The following is a 19,336-nucleotide window of genomic DNA, read 5'->3' as shown; positions in this document are numbered from 1 at the left end:
CTATCATGACCAAGACTCTTAACCCCCATGACATTTTTGAACTCTCCAAATCCACTGGCCGCTCTCCTGCTGAGATTCTAGACATTGCAGCAAAAGAAGGCTGGGAGATTACCGATGGTACACCTACTCAAGCGCCATCTAATCAACGAGCTAGTGTAATGGGTAATCCTGCTGAGGCAGTTACGCTTATGCGGCAACTGAGACAAGAGACAATTGCACGCCTCTACAAGTCTGATCCAGGAATCCGAGAAGGCATTGATGCTCAGCTTGCCATTGAAGCCAGCAAGGGTAAGAAAGTGGAGCAGAACAATTTCAGTTACGATGAGCAAGGCAACCTCCTTGGCATCAAGCAATCTGTAGTGTCGGGAACCAGCGCTACCGTTAAGAATCAGACAGCACTCATGAAAGAAATCAAGAAGAACATTTACAAGCAATACGGGGTAACAGAATGAGCCTTCGAGAAGCCTACTACTCAGACGCTGAAGCACAGTACCTTGCTGAGCGTAAAGCGCAAACCCAACAGAAAGCAGCCGATATCCTTATTAAAAACTCACTGCTAGTCGGAGAGGTAAAGGAATACAAAGGTGTGCGTTACCAAATGAATCAGCGTGGCAATTATGTGTGTATTGACCTTCCTACCTCTAGCAAGCTTGATAGTGCGTTCACATCCACACAGACTCTACACTCCATCATTGACAAGCTAGAAGCTGACAGAGCACCAGTTAAAGCAAAGGTGAAGACCGATAAGTAATTTACTCCGTCGCTGGGCAATATCCATTCTCTGCCTTGCTAGTGTCACAGCCTTTCTAATCTCTGTAGCAACCCTTCTAATCTCCATTCTGCAAGCTGTTATAGGCTAACCCTAAGCAACCCACAGGGTGACGCTCTACGCCTCTCATACACGCTTATAGGAGCTTGCAGAAGCTCATTAAAGAACAAGGACGCATGACCACTAAAACCATTTATGTAGCGGAAGCATTGCCCGGCAGTGGCAAATCTACCAAATTCATTGAAGCACTACCTACACTAATCTCTAGCTCAAAACTGATTTACGCAATGCCTACCAAGGAGCTTATCAAAGAGCTAGCACTTACCATTAAAACCACTACCGGCATTATCCCTGTCATCATTACTTCTGAAACGACCAGTCATGTAGCTGCCACCATTGAGAAAGCATTAGCAATGGCTAACTCACCCCTGCTTATGGTTACACATGAGGCCCTAAGGCAAGTGGATGCAAGGTTGCTGGCGGGATGGGATTTGGTTATGGATGAAGTGCCTAGCGTCTCTGATTGCTGGTCTCACCAGTTCGATAGCATTAGCTACCTGAGTAGCATTGGCCACTATCTAACCGTAAGTGATGACAAGAAAGCAACGCTCAACCCTGAGCACGTAGCCCTTGTAGAATCCATGATCAAAACCAAAGATGGCAGCGCACTCAGTAGCTCCGCAATTGAAGTGCTCAAGGCTATGATCACCCCCAAATGTAGCGTTGAGGTAGAGAAGCAAAGCACTAAGGGTAAACGCCTAGTACGGATTGTGCGTTACAGGGATTTCCTCCCCGCTTTCACCTACGCAAACACTGTACACATCCTGGCTAACAATGTGAGGGATACGCTCCTAGGCGTACACGCTGAGAGTCAAGGATGGAGTTTTGAACGCTCAATATTCACTCCTGACTTTGATGGTTACGGTAAGCGTGTTGAGCTTCACCCTTTCTTGAAAGGTAAATACTCCAAGACTCAAAGCCTGATGCAACGCAATGGCGAATCTGTAATCAAATGGAACAATGACACACAGTTGGCTTCTTGGCTTGACGGTGTAACCGCAATGATTGGAGACGATGAGAGTTTAGCTTTCATGCACGACTGGGTTGAGTATAGCTTTGCAGACAATGTAACAAAGCTCCCTATTGATAGTCGAGGCATTAATGGCTACCAAGATAGAAGCATTGCCATTTGCCTACAGCATGGAAACGTTAGCCCTGACGACGCATTAAGCTTCCATAGTCTTAGCGAGATGCTAGGTGTACCAGTTCCTGAAATCAGGAAAGCTATTGAGTTCGAGCGACTCTATGAATCAACGCTACAAGCTGTAGCGCGCACTTCACTACGCGATAGAGACAATACAGCACCAGTGGTTCTATTCGTACAGAACATCGAGATGGCTAAGTATCTTCAATCTAAACTTGGTCGTCTAGCCTCTATCAATACTGAGCTTTGCATGACACCTTGGGAGAAAGAGAAGTCTGAGAAGAAGAAAGCTAAGGCGATGCTTCAAGCTGAGGCAGTCTCACTGTTTCTTGAGAAAGGACTTGATCGAAAGGTTATTGCTGACAACCTCGGAGTAACTTACAAATCAATTCTCAATTGGACCGCTGGACTAAAACGAGCAGCTTAAAATTTCCTGCGTCACCACATTTTTTCCAATTTCTCTTAAGGATTCCTTAAGGATTTTTGGGAAATCCACCATAGAGTATCGTAAGAAACTACACATACTCTATCGCTCCTTGGAGATTGTTGATCTACCAGGATCAACCATTGCTACCAATACGCTAAGCCCTTAACAGTAGACAACCATCTAGAGTTCACTGCTTAGCTAGGAGATTGCTTAGCCCTATAGGTAGCCAATACCAAGGTGATACTTATAGGGTGATGGAAGAGCGTATGCCAGTGAACGTCCTTAACGTTCGTTACACTCACACATCATTACTCGCACTAATTTCTGAACGCTCGAAAAGAAGGATTTAACGTTAGGAGGAAACCGACGATACGTCGGCACACCTAACCATAGCGAGTAGTTAACGCTCTTCTCTTTTCATGCGTCAGCCCGGTAGGGCGTGTCAGCTTGCTGACGTGCTCTCGCTTTACCCTTGCGGAGCAAAGCCCCTGCCGGCTTGAGGCACCACTTACTACTACCAAACAAGAGAATAGAAAATGAACATACCAGAAGATGGAAAACAGAAATACATTGAAGCTTACTCCCATAGCCTTCTAGCGAAGGAGTGGGGAGTTAGTCTTATTACGCTAGACAGTCATGCCAAAGATAACGCTTGGGATATTGAACACAAACTTTACTGGCAAGATGTAGCCATTGAAGTATTGAAGAAAGGAACCGAGGAGCATAACTACTCTGCGGTTAAGGAGCTTCTTAAAGCGGTAGGCATTACTCGTCCAGTAGGTAGACCACCTAAAGCTGAAGTCGATAGACACATTGCGATAGAAGCAAGGATTGCTGCTGACTACCAGAAAGACATTGACAGACTTAACCAAGTCAAACCATTGAAGGCGGTAAATTAGCAGGAATTATTTATTAAGACAAAGGGCATGGATTGACTTTCAGAAGGCGTAACCACTTCTGACACAATGCGTTAGATTTCTCTAACTGCCCTTTTAGGGTGCACTAACAGTTACCTGCTAGGCCGTTCTTCAATGGGGGCGTCGCCCGACATTGCCCAACTATTCGGTAGTGGTTCCCGTCCAAGCGTACTCAGCCCTTGCTTGGATATGGCTTATGCCTATTCGTCGGCATACAACGGGCGGGTTCTACCAACCATCCCCGCTATGTAACTGAAGCGTTCTGTCAGTCACTACGCCATCTAAGGCTTCGCTTCCTAACCTACTTACCACAGCCAGCACACTCTCTGCGCTTACAGTAGCTTACCTTTCAGATAAGCAGGGCCGTTTCCCTTTACCGCGTAATATACCTCAAATCAACACAACAACACAAGATCAAGCACTGCCATTTCTCAAAGAGTGGATTAATGAATCCCTCGATTCAAGCCTCAGCAACCTTTTAACTTGCAACCAAAGGCCACCATGCTCAATTCGCTGCAGCTCCTCAGCCACCCTCAAAGCTTTAGACAAAAGGTCAGAAGCCTCATTGAAGACAGTCACATCATCCGTCCCTTCATGTAGCTGCCCACCTGGACTCAAATCCCTAACCACGCTATCTATTAGCTGATAGAAGATGACGACCAATTGCGCAGCATCAGCAGGTAGACTACCAAGCGTTGAAACCAAAGCAGAATACACTCGACAGTAACTAGGGTCGATTGATGCCGAATAAATTACACAAGTTCCCTTCTTATACTTCCCCTCTTCAAACTCTTTTATAGTCTCTATCATTCCTTCTAGATATTCACGCTTACGAATTATGAGCACCAGAGCCTGAATCTCAGCATAGATAGCAAATCTCACACTCCTTCTTTCTAAGTAGAACTTAAACCACCCACCCACAAGACCAATGGTCATAGTGCCAAGGAGAGTGATCACCACCGGAACTACAGCGTTAACCAGTCCAGAATCCATTTCTGCCAAATCTCTATGCCTACAGATGCAAAACTGTCTACACAAGCGCCGATGTAGATACAGCGCCCCCCATGATATGCCGCCCCTTGATACCAGAAGGCCAGCCATTTCTCCTAGAAAATCCTGAGCGGCATTGCAGACATAGGAAGCCTCCCCTACACCCCCTCTCTACCCCACTGGCGTCAAGCCCAAGATTCTCAGACAGCCATGCCTAGGATCACCCCGCAAGCGTACACAGACTGGTATGGCGTCTCGCTTCAGCGTTCCTTGCACTCGCCTATGGCGTTCATCAATACGCATCGTATGCGAGCAGCTAGAGCACCTGACTGGCACATAGCTCAGATGGTTAGACGCACGCCATTGGGAGGCCACGACCAATGAGCACCACCTTCACTAGGTAGAGGTTTGCCCTTTAGGATCAATGGCTTGAGAGTGTTCGTTCACAATTTTTGCTGTGAATGAGGGGTTAGCCTTGCCTTCCCATTCACACAAATCAGGTGTGAATGCCTACAGAGCAGGAAAGCAGGTGCACATTGCAGGATGTGAACGAAGGCTATAGATTGTGAACGTTTTCTCAGGGAAAACGAAAAGAGGAACCCTCTCGGATTCCCCTCTAAGCCCCGTATCTTCTACGGGCGATTTGGTAGGCACAATTGGACTCGAACCAACGACCCCCACCATGTCAAGGTGGTGCTCTAACCAACTGAGCTATGTGCCTGTCGTGTGGTGCGCATTCTACGCAATCCAAAACCCCTGTCAACACTTTTTTTCACGCTAAGCTACTGAATCTTAACCTCTTTATAAGGAAGGGCCACCGACACCCAGTAAAGGATTTTTAACGGGACGACTAGCGGGTGTTTATTATTATTGATAGCATCGGTACATTCGTTAAAAATATAAAACACGAGGTTTCTCGAGCATGGCCAATACCCCCTACCCCCAGTCCTACTACGCCGCCTCGGCCAACCCGGTGCCGCCACGTCCGGCGCTGCAGGGTGAGGTGGAAACCGATGTGTGCATCATCGGCGCCGGCTACACCGGCCTGTCCAGCGCACTGTTCCTGCTGGAAAACGGCTTCAAGGTAAGCATCGTCGAAGCGGCCAAAGTCGGCTTCGGCGCGTCGGGCCGCAACGGCGGTCAGATCGTCAACAGCTACAGCCGTGACATCGACGTCATCGAACGCACCGTCGGCCCCAAGCAAGCACAACTGCTGGGCCACATGGCCTTCGAAGGCGGCCGCATCATCCGTGAGCGCGTTGCCAAGTACAACATCCAGTGCGACCTGAAAGACGGCGGCGTGTTCGCTGCGCTGACCAGCAAGCAGATGGGCCACCTGGAATCGCAGAAACGCCTGTGGGAACGCTTCGGCCACACTCAGCTGGAGCTGATGGACCAGAAACGCATCCGCGAAGTGGTTGCCTGCGACAGCTACGTCGGCGGCATGCTGGACATGAGCGGCGGCCACATCCACCCACTGAACCTGGCCCTGGGCGAAGCAGCCGCGGTCGAGTCGCTGGGCGGCATCATCTATGAGCAGACCCCGGCCGTGCGCATCGAGCGTGGCGCCAACCCTGTCGTGCACACCCCGCAGGGCAAGGTACGCGCCAAGTTCATCATCGTCGCCGGCAACGCCTACCTGGGCAACCTGGTGCCGGAACTGGCCGCCAAGTCGATGCCATGCGGTACCCAGGTGATCACCACCGAGCCGCTGGGCGAAGAACTGGCCCGTACCCTGCTGCCGCAGGACTACTGCGTCGAAGACTGCAACTACCTGCTCGACTACTACCGCCTGACCAGCGACAAGCGCCTGATCTTCGGCGGTGGTGTGGTATACGGTGCCCGCGACCCGGCCAACATCGAGGCGATCATTCGTCCGAAGATGCTCAAGGCCTTCCCACAACTCAAGGACGTCAAGATCGACTTCGCCTGGACCGGCAACTTCCTGCTCACCCTGTCGCGTCTGCCGCAAGTTGGCCGTATCGGCGACAACATCTACTACTCGCAGGGTTGCTCGGGCCACGGTGTGACCTACACCCACCTGGCGGGCAAGGTACTGGCCGAGGCACTGCGTGGCCAGGCCGAACGTTTCGACGCCTTCGCCGGTCTGCCGCACTACCCGTTCCCGGGTGGCCAGATGCTGCGTGTACCGTTCAGCGCCATCGGTGCCTGGTACTACAGCCTGCGTGACCGTCTGGGCTTCTGATCCAGGCTGATGGCCTCATCGCCGGCAAGCCGGCTCCCTCAGGTATCCCACTGAACTCAAGGGCAGTGGCGCACCTGTGGGAGCCGGCTTGCCGGCGATAGGGTCAGCAATTACCCCGCTACTTGCCCAGGCTGCTCACAGCCTGTTTCGCCGCCACTTCCTGCCCCGCGCGGGCCAGTTCGTCGGCAGCCTGCAGCCAACGCTGGCGGTCCACCTGGGCCGGCAGTTGCCGCGGTGGCTGTACCAGCACAGCCCAACTCCCCTCCTTCGCCCACGCCGAGGTGAAGTCATCGAAGGCCATCAGCTGCCGTCGATTCATGCCTGAGCGCAACAGCACACGCTGCTTGTAGCGGTCATAGCCGATCAGCAACGCATAGCGCGGCTCGCTCCACCAGGCCGAACCGTCCTGATACCGCAGCAGCACCGGATTGCCGGCTGCCACCTGGGTCAGTAAAGCGTCGAAGCGTTGATCCAGCGGATAAACCACCATGCCGTATTCACGCGCCACGCGAGGAATGCTGGTGCCCAGCGACTCGGCGCCCTGGGGCAGGTTCAAGGGCTTGTCGAGCAACCCCGGCGTGATCGGCGCGCCCTGCTGCGAGAGCAAGGCGGCCAAGGCCATGGCGCCGCTGTGGTTGGCGTTGCCGCGGTAGAACGGCACGCTGCTGATCTCGACCCGTTGCGGCAGGCTTTTGAGGGAAGCTGGCGGCGTACCGGCGCAACCGCCCAGGCTCGCCGCCATCAGGCATGCCAACAGTAGTCGCCGTGGGCCATTGCCCCACGGCTTGAAGGAATCGTGCTCCATGAACGCTCGCTTGTTCCGATGCCAGGCAGGCAGCGCCCGGCTCTGGGCAACGATCATAGGGCGCGGCGCGGCGCGGGTATAGCCCAATGCAAGCCGCAAAGCCACTGGACCAAAGCACCAGACGTTCGGTCAATGGAACGTCACCGCCGGCGAGCTAGACTAATGCTGTGTCTGTAGGGCGAGCCATGGCTTGGTCCGAGAGAAGGAGGCACACATGAGCCTGACAATGGCAATTCTCATGCTGGTGGGTATGTGGCTTAGCGTTGCAGCCGCCATGCTATGGGGCGTACTGCGTATCGTGCGGCGTCATTCACCACATCACCACCAACCACCACAGGGGCCGGCCAAGGCGCAGCCTGTGCGCCGCGCGCGGCGGCATGCCGGGGTGCACTGAGTATCTGGATTCCTTGTAAGCCTTTCAGTGCGGATCATCTCCAGGACGTACGTTGCTAACGGGGTGTACGGCTCACGCGCGGGCCAAGCCTGCGAGTGAGCCGCACAACTATCGATGCAACCCGGCTTCGGCCATCACTTCAGGCTGCACCTGCCCCACCTCCCGCGCCAGGTGGTTTGCCGCGATGTAGCCGAAGGTCATGGCCGGCCCGATAGTCGAGCCGGGGCCTGGGTAGGTCTTGCCCATCAACGCCGCACTGGTATTGCCAATGGCGTACAACCCATCGATCAGTGAACCATCGGCCCGCAGCACGCGCGCCTGCGCATCGGTGCGCAAACCGCCTTTGGTACCCAACTCGCCAGCATCAATGCGCAGTGCGTAGAACGGCGCCCGCTCCAGCGGCCCCAGGCATGGGTTGGGCTGGCAGTTGCTGTCGCCGTAGTAGCGGTCGAACAGGCTGTCGCCTTTGCCAAAATCCGTATCCACGCCCTTGCCGGCCTGCTGGTTGAGGCGTTGCACGCTCTGCGCCAGGCCCTGGGCATCCACGCCAATCTTGGCGGCCAGGGCGGCCAGGCTGTCTGCCCGGTAGATCACCTTGTCCAGCCAGCCGTCGGGGATCTTGCTGTCCGGTTGCACCGTGCCTGGCAACAGCACGCCGCACGGGTAGCGCTTGCGGTATTCGGCATCGAAGATCAACCAGGCGGGCACGTTGGCGCCGTTGCGCTGCTGGTCGGCGTACATGGCGTAGATGATGTCCGGGTACGGCGCCGCCTCGTTGACGAAGCGCTGCCCTTGGCCGTTGACCATGATGCAACGGGGAAACGCCCGTTCGACGAACAGCGCCCGCTGTTTCTCTTCGCCAGGCACATGCACGGTCGGTGCGCCCCAGGTGTGGCTCATCAGGGCCACGTCGGCACCCAACGCCAGGCCGGCGCGAATGCCATCCCCACTGTTGATCGGCGGCGCGGCCGTCCATTTGGCGCTGGTGGGGCCGGGCAGGTATTGCTCGCGCATGAGCTGGTCGGCCTCGAAGCCACCGCAACCGAGGATCACGCCAGCGTTCGCGCGCACATTCACCGCCCTGCCCTGGCGCTCGGCCAACAACCCTGTGACCTTGCCGCCCTCGCTGCACAAGCTGCGCATGGGCGTTTGCAGCCAGAGCTCGATGCCCCTCGCCTGCATCGCCGCACGCAAGCTGGCGACCAGCGCGTTGCCCAGCGTCAGCCGGCGATCCCGAGGGGTGCGCCGGCGCCAACGCAGGTCGGCGAGGTAGCGCAGGCCCAGGCGCGCTGTCAGCCAGAGCCAGCCGGGCTCCTTGGTGACGATGGTGTGGGCCTCGACCTGAGTCATGGCGATGCGGCCGGCGATCAGGGTCGCCGGCGACGAGGCGCGCAGGCGCTGGAATTCGTCGCCCAGGCGGGCGGCGTCGAAGACGGCCGGCTCCAGGGTGCGGTAGCCGGGCTTGCCGCCTTCGCGCTCGGGGTAATAGTCAGGGTAACGCGCCACGGCGCGAAAGTAGGTCTGGGCGCGAGCGGCCAGGTAGCCGAGCATCCTCGGGCCGTGTTCCAGGTAAGCGTCGATGCGCGCGGGCTCGTAGTCTTCGCCAACCGTGGCACGCAGGTAGGCGCGTGCTTGCTCGGGTGAATCGCTGCCGCCAAGGCCTTCGATCTGGTCGTTGCAGGGGATCCAGATGCCGCCGCCGGAGATCGCCGTGGTGCCGCCGTATTGCGCGGCCTTTTCCACCATCAGTACCGACAGGCCATGGTCATGGGCGCGCAGCGCCGCAGTCATGGCGCCAGCGCCGGAACCGACCACGACCACGTCGTAGACGGCATCCCAGCGCATGCCATGCGTGTTGTCATTGTTCATTAATGCCCCTTCTCCATGTGCGGCCACCGGCCGCGATTGCGACGATTCGAGGTCGGCCGGGCAGGCGCGCGCTCAAGGCAACAGTCGCATTGCCCCGAGCGCCGGCATGTAGCACGACTGATATCCAGGCTGGCAGTAATAGGCCACGCGCTGAGACACCGGTAAGGGCTGGGTCAGCGCTGCCACGTAGGCAGCGACGAAGGCAGAGACGATCAGGGTCAGGCAGAATCTTGTTGTTTTCATGGCCATGCCTCTAAACGTAGAGAGGGTGTGCTGCCAGCCTAGAACTGCCGCTCTGCGCCGGCTTCGTCCGAACGGACGAGGCCGGCCTGCCTCAACCCAGTGCGCGGCGCAGGTCCGCAGCGGCGCCCTGCAGGGCCCGTGCGGCAGCCTCGACGAAAGGCGCCATGCTGATGAAACCGTGCACCATGCCGTCGCAGCGCTCCAGCCGCACGCTCACACCTGCCGCCTGCAAGCGCTCGGCGAAGGCCTCGCCTTCGTCGCGCAGCGGGTCGTATTCGGCGGTCAGCAAGGTGGTGGCCGGCAAACCCTGAAGCGCCTCGTCGCGCAGGGGCGACGCCAGGGCGTCGTCAGCTTGCTGCGGGTGCTCCAGATACTGCCCCCAGAACCAGCCCATCATGGCCCGCGACAACAGATAGCCCTCGGCGAACTGCCCATAGGACGCGCTGGCGCACGCCGCATCGGTCACGGGATAGAACAGGCACTGGTGCCGAATCGCCGGCCCACCGTGTTCTCGGGCCAGGCGGCTGACGGCAATGGCCAGGTTGCCACCGGCGCTGTCGCCCGCCAGCGCCAGGCGGCCAGCGTCCACGCCCAGTGCCTGGGCATGCTCGACCAGCCATCGGGTCGCGGCATAACAGTCGTGGGGTGCCGCCGGGAAGCGCGCCTCCGGTGCCAGGCGATAGGCCACCGACACCACCACCGCGCCGGTTTCCAGGGCCAGCGTGCGGCACAGGTTGTCATGGGTGTCCAGGTTGCCGATCACGAAACCGCCGCCGTGGAAGAACACCAGCAACGGCAGGCCGTCACGGTCCAGCGGGCGGTACAGGCGCGCCGCGAGCATCCCCTGCGCGCCGCCGACTTCGAGATCCCGCACGTCGGCCATGTCCGCGCCTGGCAAGGGCGGCATCAGGTTGTCGGCATACAGCCGATACTGGCGGGCATCGAGGGTGGCGTAATCGGGCTCGCCCTGGGCGCGGAAACCCTGCAGTACGCTGGCAAGCTGGTTATCGAGCGGCATGGGCGTCTCCCTCGAGTTCGGGCATGGCGAAAGCTGGGTTGGTTTCATCGAGCACGCTGCGCAGGCGCCGCTCAAGGGCCGGCTTGAAGGCCTTGTGCGGCAGAATCCAGAAACGCTTTTCGGCCACGGCCTGGAACACCAGGCCGGCCAGTTCACGGGGGTTCATGCCGGCGCGAATACTGCCATCGAGCGCGGCGCTGAATGACGCCGCTGGGCCTGCCTCGACCGGGTCGGAGGCCATGATGTCACTGGCCACGGCGCCCGGGCAGAGCACCGAAACCGAGATCGGCGCCCCCAGTTGGGCCAGCTCGTAATGCAGGGTTTCGCTGAGCGCCACCACGGCCTGCTTGGTCACGGTATAGGGCGCCATCAGCGGGCTGCACACCAGCCCGGCCAGCGACGCGGTATTGATAACGTGGGCCGGGCGCCCCTGTTCGAGCAGCCAGGGCACGAAGCAGCGGATGCCGTTGATCACACCACGCAGGTTGATATCGAGGATGCGCTGCCATTGCGCGGGGTCGACTTCCCAGCTGTAGCCGGTCTGCATCACCCCAGCGTTGTTGAACAACAGGTCGACCCTGGCGAAGCGCGCCAGAGCTGCCTCGCGCAGTTGCGCCATCTGTTCGGCGTCGCCCACGTTGGTCACCCTGGCCAGCACCTCGGCGCCCTGCGCCTGCAACCGTGCGGCCAGTGCCATCAGGCGTGGGGCGTCGACATCCGCCAGCACCAGGCGCAGGCCAAGCTGCGCTGCATGCTCGGCCAGCCCGCGGCCGATGCCGCTGGCTGCGCCGGTGATCACTGCTACCTGTCCCGCCATCACGTTCTCCTGCCTGTGGCTGATGGCCGCCAGTAAATCCGCCCTGCTGTCGCAGGCCATCGTCCGTTCAGACGATGACCGCCACGTCACGACCGGCAGAATCGCTTGAGTGCACCGTACCGTCGGCCGAGCTGCCCGTGCGGCCCCAAGAAGAACCGGAGAACAACAACATGAGCACACTGCACCGTATCGAAGCCAAACTGCTGGAAGACCGCTACGCGCGCGGTTGGCACTGCCTGGGTCTGGCCGCCCAGTACCGCGATGGCAAAGCCCACCGCCTGGATGTCTTCGGCACCCGCCTGGTGGCGTTCCAGGGCGAGGACGGCGAACTGAACATCCTCGACGGCTACTGCCCGCACATGGGCGCCGACCTGAGCACCGGCTGCGTCGAAGGCAACGCCATCCGCTGCCCGTTCCACGGCTGGCGCTGGAACGCCGACGGCGTGTGCGACGACATCCCGTACGCCAAGCGCATCCCGCCTCGGGCCAGGATCAAGCGCTGGCCGATCATGGAGCAGAACCACCTCTTGTTCGTGTGGAACGATCCCGAAGGCAATGCACCGATCGCCGAGCAGGCCATCCCGCGCATCGACGCGTGCTACGACGCGCAATGGGCGTCATGGGAAATTGCCGAGCTGAAGATCGACACCAACTGCCGCGAGCTGATCGACAACATCGCCGACATGGCCCACTTCGACACCGTGCACGGTGCACCGATCGATGCCTTCAGCAACGTCTTCGAAGGCCACACCGCCGCCCAGATCATGCGTGCGCGCAGTGCCCGGCTCTCCGGTGACAGCGTGCTGACCACCGTCGCCACCTACTACGGCCCGGCGTACCAGATCACCGAAATGACCGGTGCCATGGGCGACCAGCCGATCCATTCGGTGCTGCTGAACTGCCACGTGCCGATCGACCTCGACAGTTTCACCCTGCGCTATGGCGTGCTGGTGAAAAAGATCCCGGGGCTGAGCGAGGAAGAGAACCAGGCCATCGCCAAGGCTTATGTCAAACAAGCCCAGGAAGCCTTCTACGAGGATGTGGCGATCTGGCACAGCAAGACCCGTGTCGACAACCCGCTGCTGTGCGACGGCGACGGCCCGGTGTACCAGCTGCGCCGCTGGTACGAGCAGTTCTACACCGATGTCGCGCTGATTTCCGACGATACCCGCACCCGCAAGGACTATGTCGTGTGTGGCGCCGAGCGCGCCTGACAGCAACCCCTCCCTGGCACCCGATCAGCCGTCGGCCATGACCGCTGATCGGGCCCGCAACAGGACATTGCGCGTAAACAAGGACACCGTTTATGCTCGCCGACGCCAGTGCTAATAATAATAAACGGTACGCATTCATGCAGAGTCTCAGCCTAGAAGACTTCAGCGAGCTGGTCGGTCAGCTCTATCAGGGCCCGATGGAAAACATCCCCTGGGTCACCTTCCTCAATCAGCTCAATCGCCTCCTCGACAGCAAGTACGTTACGTTCATCCTGCGCCCGCCCAGCAGCCAGGTCGATGGCCTGATGGTCAGCACCAACGGCACCTCCAGCGAGGCGACCAACTCCTACAACAAGCACTTCTACGCCCTGGACCCCTTCATCGGGCTCCCCAACAGCGAAGTGGTCGCGTTGAGCGATTACCTGCCGGAAGCCGAACTCAGGCAATCGGAGTTCTTTCGCAACTTCCTGGAACCTGTGGACGTGTTCCATATCCTGGGCGTGGACATCAACACCAGCGACGGTGCCCAGTGCCGCCTGCGCATCAGCCGGGGCCGCGACGACCCGCCCTTCGTCAACGACGAGAAGACCCTACTGGCACGGTTCATTCCGCACCTGGAGCAATCGATCAAGGTGCACATGCAGCTCAACCGCATCGAGATCGAACGCAATCTGTACGCCGGCGCCGTCGACCAGATGGCCGTGGGCACCATCATCCTCGACGAAACCGGCAAGGTGCTGCAGACCAACCAGGTGGCCGAACGGCTGCTGCAGGAGAAGGACGGCATCAAGCAGGTCAACGACGGCCTGCAGGTCGGCAGCGCCCGCGATACCCAGGAGTTTCGTCGCCTGGTGCGCCAGGCCATGCTTTCGCAGAAGGGCAACCAGGCCACGGTGGTCGAGGCCATGCGCGTCACCCGCCCGTCCGGCCGCGCCGACCTGGGCATCATCGTGCGTTCGGTACCCCTGGCCGCCTGGAGCGAGGGCAAGCAATGTCCCGCCGTGGTGATCTTCATCAGCGACCCGGAGCAGCAATCCTCCGCCCCCCAGGAGATCGTCCGTGCCCTGTTCGACTTCACCCCGGCAGAAACCCAGCTGGCCATGCTCCTGGCCAACGGCCTGACCCTCGACGAAGCCTCCGAAGAGCTGGGCATCAGCCGCAACACTTCGCGGGCCCACCTGCGCTCCACCTTCTCCAAGACCGGCGTCACCCGCCAGACCATGCTGGTGCGGCTGATCCTGCGCAGCGTCGCCACCCTGGGCTGAGCCCTCTTCCCGCCTGTGTCGCCATCGTCCGCCCGGACGATGGCAGGTACCCCTCGGCGCGCCATAGTAAGCCTGTCGCTTACCGTCGCCAGAGGCCCGCCCCATGCGCCAGAGCCCTACCATTCTCAAGACCGAGCTGCTGGCCAAAAGCAGCCATTTCCAGATCGAAGCCCTGCACCTGCAGTTCAGCAACGGCCAGCGCCGCATCTATGAACGCCTCAACGGCACCGGCTACCGCTCGGTGCTGCTGGTGGCAATGCCCGATCCGCGTCATGTGCTGATGGTTCGCGAGTACGCGGTGGGGGTGGAAGGCACCATACTCGGCCTGCCCAAGGGCGGCGCCGACGTTGGCGAAAGCTACCTGGAGGCCGCGCAACGCGAGCTTGGCGAAGAAGTGGGGCTGCACGGCGCGCGGTTGACCGAGCTGGGCGACCTGACCTTGGCGCCTGGCCACCTGGGCCATCGTTGCCGGGTGGTGCTGGCCGAACAGCTCAGCCCTTGCACCCGCTTGACCGCAGACGAGCCCGAACCGCTGGAATGCCTGACCGTACCCATGGCGCAGATCCCTGCCCTGGTCGCCAGCGGCGAGCTTCATGAAGCGCGGGCGATCGCGGCCATCTTCATGGCCATGGGGGTGCTGGCGCAGCGTAGCTGACGCCAGCGAACATCCGCCTCAGGTCGGCAACACCCCGCGCTCGCGGGAAAGGGTCAAGGCCAGGTCCTCGATCATGTCTTCCTGCCCGCCCACGGTCCCGCGGCGGCCCAGCTCCACCAGCAGCTCACGGGCCGGCACGCCGTACTTGAGCTGGGCGCGCTTGGCAAACAGCAGGAACGAGCTGTACACCCCGGCGTAGCCCAGGGTCAGGGCATCGCGGTCCAGGCGGATCGGTTGGTCCATCATCGGCACCACCCGGTCCTCGGCCACGTCCATGATCCGGTACAGGTCCACACCGCTGTTCACGCCCATGCGTTCGAGCACCGCCACGAACACCTCCAGCGGCGTATTGCCGGCCCCGGCACCCAGCCCCGCGACCGACCCGTCGATACGCGCCGCACCCGCCTCGATGGCCGCCAGGGAGTTGGCAATGGCCATGCCCAGGTTGTGATGGCCATGGAAACCCACCTGCACACCCGGCTCCAGGCCTGCGCGTAGCGCGGCGATCTTCTCGCTGACTTCATCCGGCAGCATGTAGCCCGCCGAGTCGGTGCAGTAGATGCAGTTGGCGCCGTAGCTCTGCATCAGGCGCGCCTGCTCCAGCAGCTTTTCGGCGCTGACCATGTGCGCCATCATCAGAAAGCCTACGGTGTCCAGGCCCATCTTCGCCGCCATGCCGATGTGCTGGCCGGACACGTCGGCCTCGGTGCAGTGGGTGGCCACGCGGATGGTCGACACCCCATGCTCATGGGCCATCTTCAGGTGATCCAAGGTGCCGATCCCCGGCAGCAGCAGGGCCGAGACCTTCGCCTGCTTGAGCCGGGGGATCACCGCACTGAAATACGCCTCGTCACTGTGGGCCGGCAAGCCATAGTTCAGCGATGCACCGCCCAGGCCGTCGCCGTGGGTGATCTCGATCAACGGCACGCCGGCCGCGTCCAGTCCGGTGGCCACGTCCACCATCTCTTTGATGCTGATCTGGTGACGCTTGGCATGCATGCCGTCACGCAGGCTCATGTCGTGCAGCAGCACGTTCTTGCCTTGCAGGTTCATGGTCACTCTCCTCAACGGGCGGGCAATTGCAGGGCGCCCTTGTGGGCTTCTTCGGCGAACATCTCGGCGGTGCGCAGGCCGGCGGCGGTCATGATGTCGAGGTTGCCGGCCGACTTGGGCAGGAAGTCCCCCAGGCCTTCCACCTCGATGAAGATCGACACCTTGTTGCCGTCGAACACCGGGCCGTTGACCAGCTTGTAGCCGGGCACGTAACGCTGCACTTCGGTAACCATGCTCAGTACCGAGGCGCGGATGGCGTCCTGGTCCGGGGTGTCGTCGGTCAGGCAGTGGATGGTGTCGCGCATCATCAACGGCGGCTCGGCCGGGTTGATGACGATGATGGCCTTGCCGCGCCGCGCTCGGCCGATGCTCTCCACTGCGCCTGCCGTGGTGCGGGTGAACTCGTCGATGTTCTGCCGCGTGCCCGGCCCCACCGAACGTGAGGACACCGTGGCGACGATCTCGCCATAGGCCACCGACTGGATGCGCGACACCGCCGCGACCATGGGGATGGTCGCCTGGCCGCCACAGGTGACCATGTTGACGTTCATCGCAAGCTTGGCGGCGTGCTCCTTGAGGTTGACCGGCGGCACGCAGAACGGGCCGATGGCCGCCGGGGTGAGGTCGATCATGACCACGCCCAGTTCATTGAGCTTCTCGCTGTTGCGAGCATGGGCGTAGGCCGAGGTGGCGTCGAAGGCGATGCGGATATCGTCGTCCAGCACGTGCGGCAGCAGGCCGTCCAGGCCTTCGGCGGTGGTCTTCACGCCCATCTCGCGGGCGCGCTTGAGGCCTTCGGATTCAGGGTCGACGCCGACCATCCAGACCGGTTCGATCCATTCGGAGCGCAGCATTTTCATCAGCAGGTCGGTGCCGATGTTTCCCGGGCCGATAATGGCCGCTTTCAGTTTCTGGCTCATGGCCTTGCTCCTTGATCAGGCACGGAAGGACACCTGGGCGCTGCCCAGGCCGTCGAGGGTCAGGAAAAACTGGTCGCCGGCCTGCACCGGCTCCAGCGGCACCAGCGAACCAGAGAGAATCACCTCGCCGGCCTTGAAGGGGATGCCGAAGGCGCCGAGGGTGTTGGCCAGCCAGGCGACCGCGGTCAACGGGTTGCCCTGCACCGCCGAGCCCAGGCCCTCACTCAGCGGCTGGCCGTTCTTCGACACGCGCATGTGCAGGTTGGGCAGGTCCAGGGTGCGGGGGTCGACACGCGCGTTGCCGAGTACGAACACGCCGCAGGAGGCGTTGTCGGCCACCGTGTCCTGGATGCGGATGCGCCAGTCGTGAATACGTGAATCGACGATCTCGAAGCAGGCAGTCACGTAGTCGGTCGCCGCCAGCACATCGGCTTCGGTCACGCCGGGGCCGGCCAGGTCGTGCTTGAGCACGAAGGCGATCTCGCCTTCGGCACGCGGCTGGATCAGGCGGTGCTCGGCCAGAGAAATCTCGGCACCGTCGTCGAAAGCCATGCTGCGGGTGATGAAGCCGAAGTCCGGCTGGTGCACATCGAGCATGCGCTGCACGGCAGCCGAGGTGACGCCGATCTTCTTGCCGATGACCCGGTCGCCGGCGGCCACGCGCCGCTGCATGCTGTGCAGCGAGATGTGGTAGGCGTCTTCGATGGTGATGTCCGGCCAGCGCTCGGTCAGGGGCGCCAGGGTCTGGCCTTCGGTCAGGGCCTGGTAGAGTTCGTCGCCGTAGTGCTGGCGAAGCTGCGCGGTCATGGGCGGCCCTCCGCGAGAAATGCCAGGCATTCACGGTTGAACAGGGCACGGTGCTCGACCATCACCCAGTGCCCACACTCGCTCAGCAGCACGAAGCGGATGCGCTGGCAGGCCTGCATCAGGGTCTGCGCGCCGGAGGCCGGGCAGAACTTGTCGTTCATGCCCCAGAAGCCGAGGATCGGGCAGGCCAGCTGCGCCACCTGATCAGCCATGTTCGGCACGTCCATGGTGGCGAGCACGCAAGGGGGCTGCTCGGCGACCACCGCCACGCGCTCGGCCACGGTGTCGTCGTCGATCAGCGATGGGTCGAACAGCTGCAGGCTCAGCAGGCGCTTCATCCCTGCGGCATCGCGCAGTTCACCGCTGGCAAACGCGGCGGCCATGCGCTGGATACCTTCCATCTGCAGGTAGTACTGGGCCTTGTCCATCAACCCGCCGGGGGCCATCAGCACCAGGCGTGTGACCCGCTCGGGGTGGCGCAAGGCGATGGCAATGGCGATGGCGCCGCCCAGGGAGTTGCCCACCAGGGTGCAGCGCGGGATGTCCAGCACGTCGAGCAGGCCCAGCAGGGCGTCGACGAAGAAGTCCAGGGTGTAGTCGGTCAGCGGTTTGTCCGATGCCCCGTAGCCGGGCAAGTCAGGGACGATGGCGCGGTGGCCGGCGGCAGCGAAGGCCGGGTAGTTGTGTTTGAAATTGCTGTGCCCGCTGGCGCCGGGACCGCTGCCGTGGATGAAGACGACCGGGTCGCCGGTGCCTGTGTCGTGGTAGTGCAGCTGCAGGCCGCTGGGTAGCGTGGCCTTGTGCCCTTGCGCTGATGCGCCCATGGGGAATCCTCCCGGCTCATTGTTGTGCCGGAATTATTCAGAGGGGGTTGAAGCGCAACATCGTCCGAGAGGACTACGCGGGCGCAATAGTCCCTTTGGACGTAGGCCCGATCGGCACCGGGGCCTAGGATCGGAGCATTTCCCTGAATGACAAGGCATCCCCATGCACGACCCCTTGAGTTTTCGCGACAAAGTCGTCCTCGTCACCGGCGGTGGCAAGGGTGTGGGCAGAGGCATCAGCCGGCGATTCCTGGAATGCGGCGCCCACGTGGTGATCTGCGGCCGCCAGGCACCGGAGCGGCTGCCGGCCCGGGCTGGCCGGGAGGCGCTGTTCCTGCCCTGCGACGTACGCGACGTGGAGCAGCTGGAGCGGATGATGGGCCACATCATGGAGCGCTTCGGCCGCCTCGACGTGCTGGTCAACAACGCAGGGGGCGCGCCCTACGCCGATGCGGCCAGTGCCTCGCCGCGCTTCTCGGAGTCGATCATCCGCCTTAACCTGCTGGCCCCGCTGAACCTCTGCCAACTGGCCAACCGGGTGATGCAGGCACAGCCCGAGGGCGGCAGCATCATCAACATCTGCAGCGTCAGCGCCACCCGCCCTTCCCCCGGCACCGCCGCCTATGGCGCCGCCAAGGCCGGTTTGCTGAACCTCACCCGCTCGCTGGCCGTGGAATGGGCACCGAAGGTGCGGGTGAATGCCGTCACCGCCGGGCTGATCCTCACCGAACAAGCCGGCCTGCACTACGGTGACGACCAGGCCGTGGCCCAGGTGGCGGCGACCATCCCATTGGGGCGCCTGGCCGAGCCTGACGACATCGGCGACACTTGCCTCTACCTCGCCTCGCCTCTGGCCCGCTACGTCAGCGGCGCCGACCTGGCCGTGCATGGCGGCGGTGAACGCCCGGCGTTTCTCGATGCAGCGAATGCCCACTGAAC

General features: G+C 60.8%; 20 protein-coding genes and 1 tRNA gene. 10 read left to right on the top strand and 11 right to left on the bottom strand.

The window, feature by feature from the left end:
* The first annotated feature begins 5 nt into the window (after positions 1–5).
* From KU43P_RS09910 to KU43P_RS09895, 4 genes are all read left to right on the top strand, one after another.
* The gene (locus KU43P_RS09910; protein ID WP_317662682.1) at positions 6–452 is read left to right on the top strand and encodes a hypothetical protein; all 447 of its coding nucleotides are present in this window, start codon (positions 6–8) and stop codon (positions 450–452) included.
* Positions 449–751, top strand: a complete 303-nt coding sequence (locus KU43P_RS09905) for a hypothetical protein (protein WP_317662680.1) — start codon at positions 449–451, stop codon at positions 749–751. The genes KU43P_RS09910 and KU43P_RS09905 overlap by 4 nt, the downstream gene beginning before the upstream one ends.
* 194 nt (positions 752–945) lie before the next feature.
* The gene (locus tag KU43P_RS09900) at positions 946–2,400 is read left to right on the top strand and encodes a DEAD/DEAH box helicase family protein (protein ID WP_317662678.1); all 1,455 of its coding nucleotides are present in this window, start codon (positions 946–948) and stop codon (positions 2,398–2,400) included.
* Between the two features lie 536 nt (positions 2,401–2,936).
* Complete coding sequence (locus KU43P_RS09895) at positions 2,937–3,299, top strand: hypothetical protein (protein WP_317662676.1); 363 nt, start codon at positions 2,937–2,939, stop codon at positions 3,297–3,299.
* Positions 3,300–3,731: 432 nt separating this feature from the next.
* Here KU43P_RS09895 and KU43P_RS09890 read toward each other — a convergent pair whose 3' ends face one another.
* Together KU43P_RS09890 and KU43P_RS09885 are read right to left on the bottom strand one after the other, a co-directional pair.
* Positions 3,732–4,310: a hypothetical protein gene (locus tag KU43P_RS09890; protein WP_317662674.1), complete on the bottom strand. Its 579-nt coding sequence runs from the start codon at positions 4,308–4,310 to the stop codon at positions 3,732–3,734.
* 641 nt (positions 4,311–4,951) lie between these two features.
* A tRNA-Val gene (locus KU43P_RS09885) sits at positions 4,952–5,028 on the bottom strand.
* 201 nt (positions 5,029–5,229) lie between these two features.
* Here KU43P_RS09885 and KU43P_RS09880 point away from each other — a divergent pair.
* Positions 5,230–6,513: an NAD(P)/FAD-dependent oxidoreductase gene (locus KU43P_RS09880; RefSeq protein WP_317662673.1), complete on the top strand. Its 1,284-nt coding sequence runs from the start codon at positions 5,230–5,232 to the stop codon at positions 6,511–6,513.
* Positions 6,514–6,631: 118 nt separating this feature from the next.
* Here the strand turns inward: KU43P_RS09880 and KU43P_RS09875 are convergent, their stop codons facing one another.
* Positions 6,632–7,375, bottom strand: a complete 744-nt coding sequence (locus KU43P_RS09875; RefSeq protein ID WP_317663765.1) for a peptidase C39 family protein — start codon at positions 7,373–7,375, stop codon at positions 6,632–6,634.
* Positions 7,376–7,532: 157 nt separating this feature from the next.
* Here KU43P_RS09875 and KU43P_RS09870 point away from each other — a divergent pair, with 157 nt between their 5' ends.
* A complete protein-coding gene (locus tag KU43P_RS09870; RefSeq protein ID WP_317662671.1) occupies positions 7,533–7,712 on the top strand; it encodes a hypothetical protein in 180 nt (59 codons plus the stop codon).
* Between the two features lie 108 nt (positions 7,713–7,820).
* Here KU43P_RS09870 and KU43P_RS09865 read toward each other — a convergent pair whose 3' ends face one another.
* The 4 genes from KU43P_RS09865 to KU43P_RS09850 all read right to left on the bottom strand — a co-directional run bounded on the left by KU43P_RS09865 (position 7,821) and on the right by KU43P_RS09850 (position 11,659).
* Positions 7,821–9,581, bottom strand: coding sequence for an FAD-dependent oxidoreductase (locus KU43P_RS09865; protein WP_317662670.1), 1,761 nt, complete (start codon positions 9,579–9,581; stop codon positions 7,821–7,823).
* Positions 9,582–9,653: 72 nt separating this feature from the next.
* Positions 9,654–9,824: a hypothetical protein gene (locus KU43P_RS09860; RefSeq protein ID WP_317662668.1), complete on the bottom strand. Its 171-nt coding sequence runs from the start codon at positions 9,822–9,824 to the stop codon at positions 9,654–9,656.
* A gap of 91 nt (positions 9,825–9,915) precedes the next feature.
* Positions 9,916–10,842, bottom strand: coding sequence for an alpha/beta hydrolase (locus KU43P_RS09855; protein WP_317662666.1), 927 nt, complete (start codon positions 10,840–10,842; stop codon positions 9,916–9,918).
* A complete protein-coding gene (locus KU43P_RS09850; protein ID WP_317662665.1) occupies positions 10,829–11,659 on the bottom strand; it encodes an SDR family NAD(P)-dependent oxidoreductase in 831 nt (276 codons plus the stop codon). Before KU43P_RS09850 ends, KU43P_RS09855 begins: the two co-directional genes overlap by 14 nt.
* A 170-nt stretch (positions 11,660–11,829) precedes the next feature.
* Between KU43P_RS09850 and KU43P_RS09845 the strand changes: the two genes are divergently transcribed.
* From KU43P_RS09845 to nudE, 3 genes are all read left to right on the top strand, one after another.
* A complete protein-coding gene (locus KU43P_RS09845) occupies positions 11,830–12,873 on the top strand; it encodes a Rieske 2Fe-2S domain-containing protein (RefSeq protein ID WP_317662663.1) in 1,044 nt (347 codons plus the stop codon).
* Positions 12,874–13,010: 137 nt separating this feature from the next.
* On the top strand, positions 13,011–14,138 hold the full coding sequence (locus KU43P_RS09840; protein WP_317662661.1) for a LuxR C-terminal-related transcriptional regulator: 1,128 nt from the start codon (positions 13,011–13,013) through the stop codon (positions 14,136–14,138).
* 103 nt (positions 14,139–14,241) lie between these two features.
* Positions 14,242–14,793: an ADP compounds hydrolase NudE gene (nudE, locus tag KU43P_RS09835; protein ID WP_317662659.1), complete on the top strand. Its 552-nt coding sequence runs from the start codon at positions 14,242–14,244 to the stop codon at positions 14,791–14,793.
* A gap of 18 nt (positions 14,794–14,811) precedes the next feature.
* Here the strand turns inward: nudE and dmpG are convergent, their stop codons facing one another.
* The 4 genes from dmpG to KU43P_RS09815 are packed head-to-tail and all read right to left on the bottom strand — an operon-like array spanning position 14,812 to position 18,397.
* Positions 14,812–15,846, bottom strand: coding sequence for a 4-hydroxy-2-oxovalerate aldolase (dmpG, locus tag KU43P_RS09830; protein ID WP_317662657.1), 1,035 nt, complete (start codon positions 15,844–15,846; stop codon positions 14,812–14,814).
* An 11-nt stretch (positions 15,847–15,857) separates the two neighbouring features.
* On the bottom strand, positions 15,858–16,766 hold the full coding sequence (locus KU43P_RS09825; protein WP_317662655.1) for an acetaldehyde dehydrogenase (acetylating): 909 nt from the start codon (positions 16,764–16,766) through the stop codon (positions 15,858–15,860).
* 15 nt (positions 16,767–16,781) lie between these two features.
* Complete coding sequence (locus KU43P_RS09820) at positions 16,782–17,573, bottom strand: fumarylacetoacetate hydrolase family protein (RefSeq protein ID WP_317662653.1); 792 nt, start codon at positions 17,571–17,573, stop codon at positions 16,782–16,784.
* Positions 17,570–18,397: an alpha/beta fold hydrolase gene (locus KU43P_RS09815; protein ID WP_317662651.1), complete on the bottom strand. Its 828-nt coding sequence runs from the start codon at positions 18,395–18,397 to the stop codon at positions 17,570–17,572. The genes KU43P_RS09820 and KU43P_RS09815 overlap by 4 nt, the downstream gene beginning before the upstream one ends.
* A gap of 163 nt (positions 18,398–18,560) precedes the next feature.
* Here KU43P_RS09815 and KU43P_RS09810 point away from each other — a divergent pair, with 163 nt between their 5' ends.
* A complete protein-coding gene (locus KU43P_RS09810) occupies positions 18,561–19,334 on the top strand; it encodes an SDR family oxidoreductase (protein WP_317662650.1) in 774 nt (257 codons plus the stop codon).
* Positions 19,335–19,336 lie beyond the last annotated feature (2 nt).

The organism is Pseudomonas sp. KU43P, from assembly GCF_033095865.1.
GTDB lineage: Bacteria > Pseudomonadota > Gammaproteobacteria > Pseudomonadales > Pseudomonadaceae > Aquipseudomonas.
Note: the sequence above shows the minus strand (reverse complement) of the source record. Positions and strands in the feature narration are given on the sequence as shown.

What these genes read in the sequence shown, in the direction of transcription:
- KU43P_RS09870 (WP_317662671.1), top strand. Translation starts at nt 7,533, where the DNA reads ATGAGCCTGACAATGGCAATTCTCATGCTGGTGGGTATGTGGCTTAGC.
- KU43P_RS09845 (WP_317662663.1), top strand. Translation starts at nt 11,830, where the DNA reads ATGAGCACACTGCACCGTATCGAAGCCAAACTGCTGGAAGACCGCTAC.
- KU43P_RS09820 (WP_317662653.1), bottom strand. Translation starts at nt 17,573, where the DNA reads ATGACCGCGCAGCTTCGCCAGCACTACGGCGACGAACTCTACCAGGCC.
- KU43P_RS09825 (WP_317662655.1), bottom strand. Translation starts at nt 16,766, where the DNA reads ATGAGCCAGAAACTGAAAGCGGCCATTATCGGCCCGGGAAACATCGGC.
- KU43P_RS09875 (WP_317663765.1), bottom strand. Translation starts at nt 7,375, where the DNA reads ATGATCGTTGCCCAGAGCCGGGCGCTGCCTGCCTGGCATCGGAACAAG.
- KU43P_RS09895 (WP_317662676.1), top strand. Translation starts at nt 2,937, where the DNA reads ATGAACATACCAGAAGATGGAAAACAGAAATACATTGAAGCTTACTCC.
- KU43P_RS09900 (WP_317662678.1), top strand. Translation starts at nt 946, where the DNA reads ATGACCACTAAAACCATTTATGTAGCGGAAGCATTGCCCGGCAGTGGC.
- nudE (WP_317662659.1), top strand. Translation starts at nt 14,242, where the DNA reads ATGCGCCAGAGCCCTACCATTCTCAAGACCGAGCTGCTGGCCAAAAGC.
- KU43P_RS09810 (WP_317662650.1), top strand. Translation starts at nt 18,561, where the DNA reads ATGCACGACCCCTTGAGTTTTCGCGACAAAGTCGTCCTCGTCACCGGC.
- KU43P_RS09890 (WP_317662674.1), bottom strand. Translation starts at nt 4,310, where the DNA reads ATGGATTCTGGACTGGTTAACGCTGTAGTTCCGGTGGTGATCACTCTC.
- KU43P_RS09880 (WP_317662673.1), top strand. Translation starts at nt 5,230, where the DNA reads ATGGCCAATACCCCCTACCCCCAGTCCTACTACGCCGCCTCGGCCAAC.
- KU43P_RS09865 (WP_317662670.1), bottom strand. Translation starts at nt 9,581, where the DNA reads ATGAACAATGACAACACGCATGGCATGCGCTGGGATGCCGTCTACGAC.
- KU43P_RS09850 (WP_317662665.1), bottom strand. Translation starts at nt 11,659, where the DNA reads ATGGCGGGACAGGTAGCAGTGATCACCGGCGCAGCCAGCGGCATCGGC.
- KU43P_RS09815 (WP_317662651.1), bottom strand. Translation starts at nt 18,397, where the DNA reads ATGGGCGCATCAGCGCAAGGGCACAAGGCCACGCTACCCAGCGGCCTG.
- dmpG (WP_317662657.1), bottom strand. Translation starts at nt 15,846, where the DNA reads ATGAACCTGCAAGGCAAGAACGTGCTGCTGCACGACATGAGCCTGCGT.
- KU43P_RS09840 (WP_317662661.1), top strand. Translation starts at nt 13,011, where the DNA reads ATGCAGAGTCTCAGCCTAGAAGACTTCAGCGAGCTGGTCGGTCAGCTC.
- KU43P_RS09910 (WP_317662682.1), top strand. Translation starts at nt 6, where the DNA reads ATGACCAAGACTCTTAACCCCCATGACATTTTTGAACTCTCCAAATCC.
- KU43P_RS09855 (WP_317662666.1), bottom strand. Translation starts at nt 10,842, where the DNA reads ATGCCGCTCGATAACCAGCTTGCCAGCGTACTGCAGGGTTTCCGCGCC.
- KU43P_RS09860 (WP_317662668.1), bottom strand. Translation starts at nt 9,824, where the DNA reads ATGAAAACAACAAGATTCTGCCTGACCCTGATCGTCTCTGCCTTCGTC.
- KU43P_RS09905 (WP_317662680.1), top strand. Translation starts at nt 449, where the DNA reads ATGAGCCTTCGAGAAGCCTACTACTCAGACGCTGAAGCACAGTACCTT.